Genomic DNA, 15,679 nt, shown 5'->3' with positions numbered 1-15,679 from the left:
AGAACTCGGTGTGGTCGCGGGTGGACGGAGTGCCGAGCGCCAGCAGCAATGGCGGACCGTCCAGGAGGCGGACCCGGCCGAACTCGAGCGGCATATCCCCATGCTTCCCGAGCGACAGCGCGAGATCGCCGCTCTCCTGCTGCTGCGCACTGCGCCACCTGGAAAAGCGGCGAAGGCGCTGGACACTTCGCCCAGAAGACTCAAGGCCACCTTGCACCAGGAGATCGTCCCGGCCTTGGCCACGTTGCTCACCGGTGGTGTGTTGCTCACCGACCACGAGGCGGTGATGCTCACGCGGGCCGCGCAACGGCACGACACGGCTGTGCTGGCGCCTTATGTGCGGGGACTCGATCCGCTCTACCAGAACACATTCGAGCAGTTCTTCATACAACGACGGACTGTCAACGAAATGGCCGCCGCGCAAGGCATCAAGCCGAAGACGATCTACATGCGGGTGTACCGTGTGGCCCAATTCCTGGCTCAGAAGGTTCCCGCGGAGCTGCGCGAGAGTTATACGAGCCGAGGCCTGCTCCAGACGGCCACCACGAGCGATGTCGCCCGCGAGGCAGGGGTCAGTCAGAGTACTGCCGAGAAGGTGCTGCGCGGTGCGGGAGGTTTCGCACCGGAGACCAAGCGTCGCGTTCTGGAAGCCGCGGACCGGCAGGGGGTGACCTTCGTACAGCGCGAAGGAGTCGCACCGCCGCTTCGCGTCGTCGGCCCTGCGGACCAGTACCGGTATATGGGTGGCGACTCGGGATACCGGATGACTCGATACGAGGCCCACGTACTGTTCGAAGCCGCGGTCCGCAGTGGAAATCCAACGGTCGGTGATTTCATCGTGCGTATCCCGGATGCGTCCGCGGCCGATGGCGGACCGCTCTTTCCGGAGCATCGGCTGTGGCAGATGATGCCGCCCCACGTCCAGCGGTTCCGCAAGGTTCTGCACCTGCTGACGGACGTCCGGCTCCCGGATGGCCGGGTGCTGGATTCTTCGACGCCGGCGCTCATCGAGCAGCGGCCGCCGGGCGCCGTCGTGTCCGATTTCCAGTTCGATCGGCTGCGCGCCATGGTGCTGCGCAGTATCGAAGGGCTGCGGCGAGCGCTGGGCGAAGTACCGGTGGAACCGCTGCGACAGTGGCTTCCCGGATTCCCGGAGGATCGGGACACAGAGGGATTCCTGCGGTTTCTCGCCGATGAGTGGACCGATCAATTCTCGCGATATCGGCAAGCGGGTTGGGCCGAGATGTTCACCGACCTGGAGATCCCCGGCCGAGACCCGTTGGCCGCGGTACTCGAGAGCGCGATCTTCATGATCCCGGCGCGGTTCGAGGTGCTGCACGGGAGTCTCGGCAGAGAGCACATCCGGATCGATCGCGGCCGGATCGCGGCGATAACAGGTTGGGCGGGAGCCTTGATCGGGGATCCGGCGTTGGATTGGGCGTGGCTGAACCACCGCGGGGCCGGTGATTACGTGCCGTCGCGCCTCAGACCACCCAATATGCCGATTTACGCGAGCTTGCTGCACGTCCGTCGAGCCGTTCACGGCGCGGTGGAACTGGTTTCGCAGCCGCGACCGGACCCCCACAGAATCGCGGAGTACGCGACGAGTTACGCCATAGCCCGCCGATTCTGGGGCCTCCCGGCTCGGGACTCAGCTTCTCTCGAGGATATCTTCGACGCCCACCGCCGTAGGCTTTCGACCGAAGACGCGCCGGCCCAGGAATCCCGTGGGGAGCAGCGCAGGCAGACACCGTGGAGCGGCGCCGCTTCGTCGTCCCGGCCGGGTACCGCACCGCTCGCGCAGGACAAACCCAGCAGCCCTACGCCTTGGAAACGAACTACGGCCGGTGGGGGTCGCGGAAGCGATGGCACGCACCCCGGCCCGGAAGTGAACTTCCACGACATCGTCGACGAGCGCGCGGCGCTCGACCTGCCGCCGGTCCGTCAACGCCGCCGACCATTCGGCCACATGCGCGGGCTTCCGGGACTCGATCCCGCACTGGCCTTTCACCACAACCCCGACGACGGCCGAGAATGGGGCACACCCGGCGATAGGACGGAGGCAGAGCCGCAACACGAGATCTCCGAGGTACCGGACGAGCAGCGGCTCGCGGAGCAGGACCGTCCGGCCGCCGGGCCAGGGCCGCGAGAGGGACTCATCGACGCCACGTCGGCGTCCGCCGCGGCAGTGAGTTCGACGACCGGATCCCCGGCGGACGGCCCCCGCAAACGAGCTAAGCCGATGGGCGACATCGGGATTCTGCCTCGCGAGGTCGAGGTGCTGGATATGACCCTTCAGGGCCTGTCGCGCAATGAGATTGCGGAAAGACTGGGGCTGCGGCCGGAGACGGTCACCAATTACCGCGCCAGCGCCGCCAAGAAGCTCGGTACGGTGGGCGTGATCGCCACCGTGGTCGAAGCCAAGCGCTGGGGCCTGCTGACGGATACCGGCACGGAGGAATCGACTCTTTTCACTGTGTCCGACGAGGACAGAAAGCTGCTTCAGCTGCTGGCCGAAGGAAAGACGGCCCAGCAGATCGCGCGGGAACGGAAGGTGACACCAGAGACCGTCGAGCGCCATTCCGCTCGAATCGGTGCGGAGTTGGGGGCCCCCGGACAGCTACCGATGGTCATGAAGGCCATTCGTCTCGGAATAGTCACTGTCGACAACGGCGGGATCGTGACCGAGGCCCGTGAGCACAGTCCGTCCCACCATGCGCCGAACGGGAGCATCGGAGAGGTCACCACCGAGCCGACCGGGCAGCCCATCCTCCGGCAGGTGCTGCCCGCCGATGTGCACACCGCCGAAATCCTCGACAGCGGACGGAGCCCGGCGCTGACGGTGCGGCTGGCCGCCGAGCAATTGCTAGGTGATCTGGGACTGCAAAACGAGCCGCTTCCGTCATGGCCCACCGGAAAACCACGCTGGCCTGCGGATTTGGTGGGTGATACCGCCGGCACCGGCAGATATGCGGCTGTGGCAGCCGCCCCCGGCCAGATGTACCGCGCCATCGGTCTCGATGCCAAGGATCATGAACCGGTCAGCCGAGCCGCGATCCCGAGCATCACACGACACCGAGAACGTTCGCACCTGCGGGAACTATCCTCCGCGCATCCCGGCATCTATTGGACTCAGGTGCTGGCTTCCGCCAAGGACAACGCGATAGACGTGCAGTCCGGCCTGACCGAGACCGAGTTGAGCCACAACGAAATCGAGGTCGTCCTCCGCCCGGATCCCGCGCATCCCGATTCCGGCTCCTTCGAAGTACTTCCGGTGATCGCCGGATCGGACGCGTCCACCTCGCCGCTGTTTTCCGGGCGATTCCGCGTCAGTGGCAGCACGGTGCTCACCGCGATCGCAGTCCGGCGCGCCTCAGACGCTTCGGAGGCGCCCGATGAATTGGATTCCGCAGATCCGCCCGCCCCGGCGAAGCAACCGGAAGCCTCGACCACCGGTGTGCCCGAACCCGCTGCCCCCCGGCCTGCAGGTCTGATCGGGGACGTTCCCGACCTGGTGAACCCCTTCGACGACCGCGGCGCACCCTGGGATCGCGGCGGCCCGGTGCCCAGGCACAAGCGGATCGAACGGATCGCGGAAACACACATAGACGGTGGTGGATTCACCCGAGGTGGGAAAGCCGGATCGGAGCTGCCCGTCGCCGAAGACAGATCCGCAAAACCGCGGGCGACGACACCTGCCGGCGAGGATGCGCCGGATACGGGCGAGCCGTCGGGCCCCGCTGCGCAGGTGCCCGCCGCTTGGCTGACCGAACAACTGCGGAAGGCCGCCGTGCGGGCGCGCGAGCGTGCGTGGCATACCCTGCGGGAGAGGACCGCAGGCTTGCCTTTCGGCCCGGACGACGTGCTCTCCGGGGCATACCGGCGTTATCTGGACGATCCGGCTGCTTTACAGGAGTTCAAGGCGGCGACCGCAGATGTCGGTCACACCGACCGAATGTCGCTGATCGCGATTCTGGAACAGGCAGCGGCCAAGCACCGAGCAGCCGGTGCGCCGATAACTGTGGATCCCGGACAACTCACCGTCCCCGAGGTACCGACCATCGCCTACCCCGAGGATCTCACCCCCGCCGAAGCGGGATCCATCGTCGCGGACGTGATCGAAACACAACTACTCGGCAGACAAGCGATCTGGGCCAGTGGAAAACTCCCACTCGAGTTCCACGGATTCGACCGCTGGGCGCTCACGGCCACGCCTGATTCCCGCCCGCCGGCAGTCACCGTGAACAACATGATGAACTGCATCAAGTTGCCGCTGTACGGTGGCGTTCTCGCCCAGGTGCTCGACCGTGGTTATCTGCAGTCGTACATCCGGTTCGAGTGGTGGAACACGATTGCCGTCCCGCAGGCGAGCGGCACGGCGATGCAATGGCAGGACGGCACGGAGATCACCGCGGAGGAAGTGGGCCAGCACGGCAATTTGTCATTGCTGTTCCTCGCGCCGCACGGCGTACACGAGTACCACGCCGACAGGCCGAACACCATACTGCCGCACCGCGGCGACCTGGTGTTCTTCGATGGACTCGGTCATGTGGCAGTGGCGACCGGGCGCTTGGGCGTCGACGGATCTCCCGAAGTGTTCACATTCTGGCCGTACCGGTCCTGGCCGATGGTCGAAACCGTCCGGGTTTCGACGGTCGATGCCGAGGCAGCACAGCTGTCCAGGTCCGGCAATCCGACCGCGCCCGACGACGACGATTCGGTCCGTGTCGAGTTCGGCCCCGGGCCATGGGGGCGTGGAGGTCGTCGTTACGAACCGGAACTACAGGATTGGCTGCGAAGCCACACGTCCGATACCGCCGCTGTGCCCGAGCGCGAGCCTCGCGCGGCCGCCGCGATCGCGGCATTCGAAGCTGCCCGTGACCAACCGCGTTCCGACGATGCTCCGGCCAACCCGGCGCCCGCCCGCACGAACATGATCGGCAACGTTCCCGACCTCGTCAACCCCTTGGACGACCGCGGAGCGCCTTGGGACCGCGGCGGCCGGGTGCCGAGACACCAACGGACGGACAGACTCGCGGAGCCGCACATCGACGGCGGTGGCTTTGCCCGTGGTAACCGGCCCGATCCGCAGAACCCGCCGAGCGCCGGAGTGGTGCGGAACCAGGTGCGTTACTCGGACCTGCTGTTCAATCCCTCGCCGGATGAGGCTGCCGCCGCCGCGGTACGCGATCTCCCGACGACCGCGGGACCACTGGGTCCCGAACTCAACCTCGATTTCCTGCCGTTCTTCGCGTCCGATGGCTTGACGACAGATGAGGACGTGGAGACGGTGGCGACAGCGGTCGGCGACATGCTGCGCGAGCACAACTGGCGGGATACGGCCCAGATCGAGGCCGCGGCCGAGCTGGTACGAGCGGCCGGGCTCAACGCGGTCAGGTATATGACGAGTTATACCCGCGCGCTGCAGCGAGCTGGCGTCTCGCAGTGGGACGAAGAGCGAGCCCTGCACGGAATCAAGGCGAAGCTGATGCTGCGGCTGTCCACCCAGGCCGATGCCCGTTCGCTGTACATGGCATTGGAAATCGAACAGTACCGTCCCGAACGATCTCCCGACGACGAGTTGTTCACCTGGCACGCTCCGCTGTTCAGTGACGTTCAGGTCGAGGCAGGAGTACGGACCTTGCTCGACTCGGCCACCGTGTCCGACGTCGAACAGTGGGGCGAGATCTGGGCTCGCTTCGACGAGCCGCGATCGGACGCCGACGGCGCTGTCGACGAGCCGCCGCCGCAAGGTGATCTCGCAGCCAAGTCCCGCATCGTGCGCAAACTGTACGACGACCACCACATCCGCATTGTGGGATGGGAGGACTCGGTCGTCCCGGCGCAAGCCGTCGAATCCGTCGACCGCGCGCTGCGCGACCGGATAGCGGAGTACGGCAGCCGGTTCGCCCTACGGGACGTAACGTTCGACGACATCGAGGAGTTCGGCCTGACCCGGAGTTTCGGCACCACGACTCCGGATGCGAAGGATCACTACACGTCGATCACGGTCAACCGCAGGATCTTCACCGACCCGGAAGTACGGCGGGAGTGGGCGGAGCAGGTCTCCAACCACCGTTATGCGGAGTCGGCCGAAGACCTGATCTACCAGTTGATCCACCACGAGTTCATTCACGTGGTCGTGGACGATGGCAACTGGATGCTCCATGCTCCTGCGATGGCGTTGTTGCGGTCGGCTTATGCGCTCTATCGTGATTCGGAGCTGATCCCGGCGGATGTCGAATTCACCGAATGGCTCGCACTTCTTCCCACATACGCGCTGCTGTCCGATCCGCATTCCGAGACAGCAACGTTCAATCCGGTCGAGGGAGTACCGGAAGGGGCCAGGGCCGGTGCGGTGGGATCTTCCTCAACATTGACCGATCCCGCGCGGATATTGCATTGGCTGACAGTCACGCGTGATGGTTCGTCACCTGCGCCGACGTTGGCACAGTGGGCGAAGCGACAGGCCGCTGTGGTCGGGGAAGGCCGCAGTGTTCTGCTGCTGTTGCACGACTTCAGGGATGTCACGGGCCGCGCCGACATCGAGGTGCCTGCCGGGCTCCGCCCACAGGACAGCGCAGCCGACGTACTGGAGACCGCGACCGGCCACAAGCTGCGGCATTTCACCGATGTCGGGGAGGTCATCACCCAGCTTCGCGCTTGGGACCACTCACCGGACAGCCATCGTGACGGAGTATCGGCGCTGGTAGTCGAGGACGGCCGCTCCTACTTGCTGGTGCGTCGCGCTACCGAAAGCGGCACGGCCCGAATCGAGGTCAGGAATCCGGGCGAAGGCGTGCTGCGGGCCAACCACCATCTGCCGCTGGGATCACCGGAACTGCCTGGCGTGCGCGCGATGTTCTTCGACGAGAACGGCAGACCCGCGCCGAACGACGGTACTCGGCCGGACGCCGGTCCGCCCGCAGGGGAACCTCCTGAACCGCAAGTCGCCGAGGAACCACCGACCACCGCGACAGCTGGACCACACTCGAACCGAGGCGATGATTCGACCGCGGCGACGACCGACCCCCACACCGGAGCCGACCGCACCGGGCCGGAAAACCCCGCCGCGACAACACGTTCGCCCGGCCCCGCACCACCGCGCGCCCTTTACCAACCCAGCGTCGCCGAAGCGACCATGGCGGCCCGGCGCCTGATCACCGATGTCGAGTTCCCCGACAAGGGGAACACCAGTTCGGTGGTCCGCAAAATGCGTTCCAGCGACGGTGAAATCAACATCTACAAACCCGAAGCGGGGGCGAATAAGGAGGCCGAAAGCGTCAACCCCGAACTGGACACCTACACCGCCAACGAGGTAGCGGCCTACCGCTTCAGTGAGATCGTCGGTTTCGGGCGGATACCTGCGACCGCGCGCACCGAGGGAGTCATCGGCCCGGAAGACAGCTCGGGGCCAGGGATGATCCAGCAGTTCGTCGTTTCGACACCAGGCGAGGCGATCGACAAGTATTCGGTCGTACAGCAGCAGCAGGTGGCTGTTATCGACGCCACCATCGGCCAATCGGACCGCCGGGGCAACTGGCGCACCGTCAAGCGCGGCGTCCAGCGCGACCTCCTCGCCATCGACCACGCTTGGTCGTTTCCCGTTTCCGCCGATCCATTCGACATCGATATCGATTCCCCCTTCGTCGCCGCCCACCAAGGGGAGCAACATCCACTCGAACCAGAAGTTCTGGACGCTATGCGCGCCGTGGACATCGACCACATGCGGGCCGCGTTCGAAGACGCCGGTCTGCACCACGGTAGTGTCGAGGGAGCTCTGGCCAGGTTCGTCAGGATTCGAGAGCTGGGCTACATCCCCGACGACCTCCGGATCATCGCGGATGACCCCGTTGGCGCGGGCGGCGACCTGCACCACGGCAAGACGGTGCGGCTCGAGCACAACAGCGACCGATCCGAAGCGGAGCTCGGTGCCGACCGTTCCGCTGAACTCCTGGAAGACGCGGTGGGCGGGCCCCAGGACCGGTCGGGCGTGGAGGTATTGCGCAGTGGTACGGCTGTCGAAGTCGCCGTGTGGTTGCGGCGGACGTGGCGGGTAGAGCTGTCCGGCTTCGATGAGCAAGAGCGGGCCCGGGATGTGGCTCGTGGCATCGACCACATGTTCACCGAATACCGGAAGTTGAGCGCACGCAGCGGTGCCGTCGTCGCGGTCGGCAGAGTCGGCGGCGGTAAAGGCATCCATGTGGCGGTCCATCGTGACGAGAGCGGCCAGATTTTCATCGATTCGATGACCGTGGACCCGCGGCTGCTCGGCTCCGCGTCCGAGTCCGCAGGTGAACAACTCTATGGCTCGATCGTCGGTGCGATCGGTGCCGTCCTGGTCGACGCCGGAGTCGGCGTCGTGCGAGAACGCGCTTTCGACTATCTGTATTCGCATTACCTCGGCTCGCGACCCGATCGCAACGGCGATCAGGACACCGCTTTCGAGGACTGGTTACGCGGCCAGCTGGGCGATTCCGTCTTCGAGCCACGAAGCCGGATTCACCTCAGAAGACGTAGTCTGTCGAGCCGTTTCGATGTCTGGCAGGCCGCGCGAGCGGCGGTCGCGGAGGTGGAAGTCAACGGACGGGGCAACGCTTCGGACGCGGCACGGACACTGCATCGGCTGCTGTTCGCGCAGCTGCGTAGCGATCCGACGTCGCTGGATCTTCTCCAGACCGCTCTGCCGGAGGTCGCCCGGCACGCGCGGATCCAGTGGGGCAGAGGATCCGAGAACGCGCGGGATCTCGCGGCGACGTTCGCGGCCGAACGCGGCATCCCGGTGATAGGGGCCGACTTTTCGGATGCCGATGGGAAGAAAGTGCGTGCGCTCTTCAGAGGACTGCACGCCATATGGGACGTTTTCCCCGACGTCGAAATCCGGTCAGTGACTTTTCGGTCGATGAACCTGTCCATCAGGGCCATGCAGGGCGAGGATCCGAAAGAAATAGTCTTCAACCGAGAGTACCTGCGTAACGAGTACCCAACGGATCGGGTAGCGGGATTCAGATATGGTGTTCACCGCACTCATGACGAGGCGATGTATCGCTTCGCAACGGTCATGGTCGCCGATGCCGGTAGCGCCATTCTGGATGATGTGTTTCCCGCGTTGCTCACTCGTTGGCTGCAAGGAAAGGCCAGCGGGCAACACGGCTATAAGAAGGATTTCGGGCCGTGGCTCGGATCTCAATTCTCCCGGTTCAGCCGCCGGGCGGCCCAGCGCGACGACGACAAGTCTCCGCATCGATATCTGTACTTGGACGAGGAAGCGGCTCTCGCAGAGTCGGTCGTCGAAGTCGTGCGGACAGAAGAGCCGACCGATGGGCAGCGAGTGCTCTATGCGCTGCTGATGAAGCATCTGACTCCCGAACGGCGTGCGGCGAGCGAGTCCGCCGACCGCTCGCAGCCGGAGCAAGCACGACGAGACGCGAACGCGTCGGGACTCTCGGATACGGCCGAATCCGGGACGGGGCTGATCCTGGAAGCGGTCCCCCATACGGAACTCACGGCCGCGCTGGCGACATACGGCGACACCGGCGGCGGCTGGACCGGTGCGGACAGCACGTACTCCCGGCGCTTGCCGGACGGCAGGCAGCTGTGGATGTTCTCCGACACGTTCCTCGGCACCGTGCACCCCGACGGGTCGAGACCCGCGACGAGCCCGATGGTGAAGAACACCTTCGTCGTGGACGACCGGGGCCGGATGTCGACCGTTCATGGCGGGACGGCAGATGCCCCGACCGCGGTGGTGCCGGCGCCGGAGGGGCAGATGTTCTGGGTCGGCGGCGGATACGTCACGGGAAACGTCCTCAACGTCATGCTGGTTCGGTTCGTCAACACCGACCCGGACGATCTCATGTGGGGCATCTCCTGGAAGGAGAACCGGCTCGCCAGATTCGACGCGGAGAACCTCGGGCTGATCGACCTCACCCCGATGCCATCTCGGACCGGGGTCATGTGGTCGGCGTGGCTGGACTACGACGGCACCCACACCTACGTCTACGGCACCAAGGACTCGGGCGGCGACAAGTACATGCACGTGGCCAGGGTGCTCGGCGACGACCTTCGCGCACCATGGGAGTTCTTCGACGGCGAAGGCTGGTCGCCGGAGGAAAGCGATTCCGCGCCCCTCCTGTCGGGCGTCGCCAACGAGTACAGCGTCACCCGATGGCGCGACCGTTACCTGCTGATCACCCAGGACACCAGCGTCCCGTTCAGCGCGGAGATCCGCGCGTATCTCTCGGATGCGCCCACCGGCCCGTTCACCACACCGACCGTGGTGTACCGAGCCCCCGAAGCCGGCATCGACGGAACCTACGGCGACCGGAACGTGTACGCATACAACGCGCATGAACATCCCGACCTCCGGTCCGGAGACACGCTGATCGTCAGCTACAACGTGAACAGCCTGGACTTCGAGGGCGTCATCGGCGACGTCTCGAAGTACCGTCCACGGTTCATCACCGTGCGCTTGAATCCCGGTTTCGGATCCGGCACGGACCCGGCCGGGCGCACACCCGGACCGGAGACAGATCGACCGGGACGGCCAAACGATGACGTTGTCTCACCCGATGCGGGGGCCGATGATTCGAATGTGCGGTCGGCACCGGGCCGTGCACCGGGCGCCACCGCGCGGCCGCGGGTCGAGACCACGCCGCCTGGGCAGCGGTTCGACCCCGGCATGCTCCACGCCTTCGGCCCGAACGTGGGACCGGACGCGCACGCGTTCGTACGCCCCGGTCGGCAACCCCGACCGTCATTCGACGTAAGACCGCTTGCCGCAGCGGATTCGACGGCCGCCCGCGCATCCCGCACCGGCGGCAACGGCGGGCAACCCGCTGGGCGCGGCTTCACCAGCGGCGGTATCCGCACATCGCCCGCGGGCCTGATCGTGCCAGCCGACCCCACCGACAGCCTGATCGTGCCCGCCGCGTACGTGATACCCGCCGATCCGTCGCTCGAAGAACTCATGGAACGCCTGCGCCCGTGGAAGGAGATCTTCCACTACTTCTGGGAATTCCCGATGCCTCGGGAAGGAGAGCTGTCCGGCCGGGCATGGATCGAAAGTGCGGAGCGGAAGGCCTGGATGAGGCGGCGGGCGTTGCGGCGCACGCCACTCTATGCGGGCGTCGACGCCGCCGTCCGGTTGACGCTCGCAGCCGAGCGACTGCTCGGAGCCCCCAATGCGACTCCTGGACCGGCCACCATCGAGCAACGCCGGGTCATTCCGGGCCGTGGGCCGATCGACGCCGGGAAGAACCGAACCATGCGGCACGACACGCAGGTACGGGAGGCGTCCCCCGCCAACGCGGAGGAGAGAACGCCGTTCGGGCGGTTCTGGGCGGCGGTCTCCGGGGACGAGCTACCGCAGACCAAGCTGATTCGCCAGGGAAAGATGGCCTACAACGGCGGACGACTGCTGCGCGCGGAGGGCCACAACCTCATGGTGGCGGGGCGTTACGCGGAAGGCTACGAACTGCTGGTGTCCGGGCGCGACCCGGTGCTCACGCCGGAGGAATACGCGTTGTGGCTGATGTTCAACCACGACGCGCTGTGGACCCTGCACTTCCCCGGCTGCCGTGAGCTGGAGCCGCAGTCGCCGGAATTCCTGCTCACCCGCTATCTGACGATCGCCATCTTCGACAAGATCGCCACGAAACCGCTGGAAGTGCGGTACCTGGACGATGTCGTCCGTCCGTACCTGCGCCGTCAAGGTGTGGCGGCGGGCAGGGTACTGCTCCACGACTTGACCCATTACCTACCGGAGTCCTGCCGCACCACAACGGAGCGGCTCGGCGCCTGGGCACTCCGAGGCCTGGGCCGCAGGGTCGGCGCCGAGGTGAAGGAGCACCTGGACAACTGCGCGGCCTGCCGGAACGCCGCTGCCTTGCTACCGGCCGCGCACAGCAGCTCGGGTGAGCGCAAACTGCTCGTTCCGCCTGGACCCGCAGGCGACGGTGCCACTCCGCACACCGCCAACCGTCCCGCGCCCCCGGCTGATCCGCGAGTTCTGGGCCACGGCCAGAGGATCGCCCAACGGGCAGAAGAGATCCGCCCGGGCACCTATCCGCAGGTGGTATTCGATCCGGCTACGGCACTGGACCTTCCACCGCAGCGTGCCCGCGGTCTGGACGGGCTCGGTTTCGGCCCGGCCGCGGCGGTGGCCGATCCCTTTCGCGGTTTGCCCGACGGCGTGGTGGCACATGCCGCGCATCCGGATGACCCGGACGGCGGAGCGTTCGGTGGTGGACGAAGCGAGCGAATCGCGAGGGCCGCGCTGTCGAACTTCCGTGTCGATGCCACATTCAGCGACCTCAAGGATTGGGCCGCACGTCTCACCGACGACAACCTCCACCAGCTGCTGACCGGCTTCACCCGCACGGTCACCGAACTGATCTCGGCCATTCATCGCGGCGATCCGCCGACACTGACCGACCAGGTGATCAATCCCGCACGCCTGTTGGGCGCGATCGTGGCGGAAGCGACTCGCCGCTTCGGCGACAGCGTTCCCACCACCACGCCTACCACCTATCGGGAGTTGTTCGCTACCGCGCCGTGGCTGCGAGCAAGCCGGCGCACCGTCTCCGACCTGCATGCAGCCATGACCGCCGTGCTCGACGCCGCGTTCGCGGTGATCCGCACGTCCGGTGCGCACCGCTGGTCGGTGGCTGCCATGCACCATACGGTCCCAGCGCATATCGCGCAGATAGCACGCGATATCGAAGAAGCCGACCGGCACGGCGTTTGGCGCGAGGAAGGTTCGTTCCGGCCGGGGGACGCCCTCGACACGGAACATGTGCGCCTTGTGAAGTCCTTCCTGGGGGACCAAGTGCGCAGCCCGACGATGGCTCGAATGGTCACCGAGTGGGCCTATGTCATGAATACGCTGCTCCAGCTGCGATCGAGCGAGCTCTTCTCACCGAAGTACGCCACGATCTTCGAGTCGCTGCCCGTCCACGCCGTTGCGCTCGATCGAGCGCGCACCGGCTCGGACCGGCTGTTCGCCGCGACGGTCGCCGTCGCGGTGCCCGACCTGCTCGACGCGGCGTTCTACCTCCTACCCACCAGCAATTCCGCCTTGGGGCTGGACTACCTGAGGCAGGCCGACAGTCTGCTGGCCGAGGCCAGCACCCGCTTCACGAACAGCTCCGCCCGCCACGCGCTGCGGGACGCTTCCGACAACGTACACAGACTGTACGAAGACATCATCCTCGCGGACTCCCGCCGATCACCCGAAAACCGCGCGCGACGCATACACGATGTGCTTTCGGACTATTTCCACGAAGCATTCGAGTCCTCCATCGTCCGATCTCTCCGCTGGGGAATGCGGGCACTGCACGGGCTGGGTAGTCAGAGTCCGGGTATCGATTACGCCCTTGCGCGGCACCGTCTGGATGTCGATGCGCCTTGGGACTGGCGTATCACCGACGACGAGCGTGCCCTCACCGCAACCGCGGAGCACTTGCTACAGATCGCAGGCGCACCGGAGGGCGGTATTCGGTCATTGTTGGCCCCCATCGATTCCGTCGATCTTTTCCGGAGCACCTTCGACAGCGTCGGGAGGAACATGCGATGGTGGATCGCGCTCGGAAGATGGATCAGCGGGGGCGTTCCGATCGGCAGCCTGCTGGCGGGAGCCACGGACTTCTGGGTGTCGCAGATGCAGTTGGCGGTGCTGAGGCGGTATCCCCACATCATCGGCGCTGTCGGCGGCATCCCTTATCGGGCGCGGGACCTGGCGAATCGGCTGTCGCTCGCCCGTGACCTCGAGTCCTCCCGCCTCCCGCCCGAGCGCCGACGTGAGCTCGACGTACTGCGCACACAGCTGGCAGAGATCGGACGCAGCGCCCACGGACTCGCCGTCCCCGGCTCCGCCGCGCCACCGGTGCTGCTGGTCTCCTATGACCCCGTCACACGAGGCGGAACGGGCCGGGCTGTCGTCTCGATCGGCGAGGCCGATGCCGCATCGTTCATCGCGTTCAACGTCGCGGGAGCCGACACCCCGCTTACCGATCTGGCGCAGTGGTCGGTGCACGCCTGCCTGCAGTACGAGAAAGCGAAGCGGCATGCGCCCGCCGACACCCGCGTAGCCATCATGTTCACTGCCGGATCACCGCGTGGTGCGGGGGCGCCTTCGCGCACCGCTGAGCCGGGCGCGATGGCACAGGACGCCGTCGTCGACGCCCGCGCCGTAGCCGGGGACATCGTGGCGCGGGAACTCCTCACCTACGACGCGACTCGCGAATTGGCTTCGGATGGCAGCGACGAAAGCTGGTCGCGAAGGTCCCAGCTGTTCACCGCGATCGGGCACGGCGACGGTATCGGTGTGCTGCGCTCGGCCGCAGATACCCTGCTGCTGAGCCGAGCCGTGGACCAGATCGTTCTGGTTCCCGGCTCGGCCGGCGACCGGCTTCCCACCGCCAGTCAGCTCAGGATCGGCACCGAAAATGTGTACACGCTCAACCCCCACCGCGACCAGAACGACGATCCGAAGACCATAGGGCTGATCACGGTCGGGCACGGCGCCGATATCGAATCCGCACCCGACGCCTCCGGCCGATCAGCCGCTCCGCTGATGGAGACCCCCACCAGCGTGCGCGATCTGTCTCAGCTGCTTCCCGCGCACGAATACCGGCCCGTCGGGGGCAGCCTCGGATGGACCATGACTCACGACGAGGGCCTGACGGTGTACCGAGCTGCACAACCCGTGCTGCGCGATGCGCTGTCGGGAACGTACAACACGACGGTCGTCCTCGAAGACCTCGGCCTGGTCCTGCGCATCGGCCAACCGGATACCGGCAGCTACGATCCACGTTTCGGACCCGAGCACAGAACCCTGCCTGTCATCTCGCAATACGTTCGGAACGCACCGCAACTGCTGAAAGTCCTCGACGGCCGCATGCCGGACGGGCGCGTCGTCGACGAATCGGCGCCGATTCTCATCGAAAGGCTCGCCCGAGGACACAATCTCGCCGAGACGTTCCGGCGAGCCGACCGGCGAACGATCCGGTCACATCAGGCTCTGATACTGCGCACCTTCGCGAACATCCACGAGCAGCTGCGCGCGATGCCGGAGAACCATCCGCTGCTGGCTCGACTGACACCGCCAGGCGTGGCGACGGGTGACACCGCCGGGTGGTACCTGAACCATATCGATTGGTACACCGACAATTTCTATCGACCGCACTACGCCCGCTTCGGGCGCCTCTTCGACGAGTTCGGCCTGCTGCGGGGAAATCCCTTCGAGCCGCTGAGAGATGAGGCTCGATCGATGCGGGACTCCCGCCACCACATCTTGCACGGCGACCCGAACGGGGGGAACTTCCTCATCAGCGACGATCTCCACATAACGCTGATCGACTGGGAACTCGTCGTCACCGGTCCGAGCGCCTACGACTGGGCCAGGTTGGGCCATCTCGTCCCGGAGATCGAGGTGCCCTACGAACTCGGCGGTCCCGACATGGTCGGATTCGCCCGCGTCGAGAAGTTCAAGCGGGTCATGAACGACACCGTCAAACTGGCGCCGCTGGCCGCTGCGGGCCGACTCACCCCGCAACTGATCGAATTCATCGAGACCGAATTCAGTGAGGCAGTGATCCAGATGCGCCAGCTGTCCGGGCACTCCGATCTACTGCCGCCGCGCGCCGAGCTCGAAATTCTTCGCTCCTGGCGACCCTGA

1 protein-coding gene (only partly in view) is annotated in these 15,679 nt (G+C 66.1%); it reads left to right on the top strand.

Going from position 1 to position 15,679, the window contains the following annotated elements; genetic code table 11:
- Positions 1-15,679: the 3' portion of a DUF5005 domain-containing protein gene (locus tag U3653_RS02560; protein ID WP_195079603.1), read on the top strand. It extends 9,923 nt beyond the left edge of the window; 15,679 of the gene's 25,602 nt are visible here — the last part of the coding sequence; its start codon lies off the left edge, out of view; its stop codon occupies positions 15,677-15,679.

The organism is Nocardia implantans, assembly GCF_035544775.1.
Lineage (GTDB): Bacteria > Actinomycetota > Actinomycetes > Mycobacteriales > Mycobacteriaceae > Nocardia > Nocardia implantans.
The sequence above is the reverse complement of the archived record's forward strand: the minus strand, read 5'-3'. Positions and strand labels throughout refer to the sequence as shown.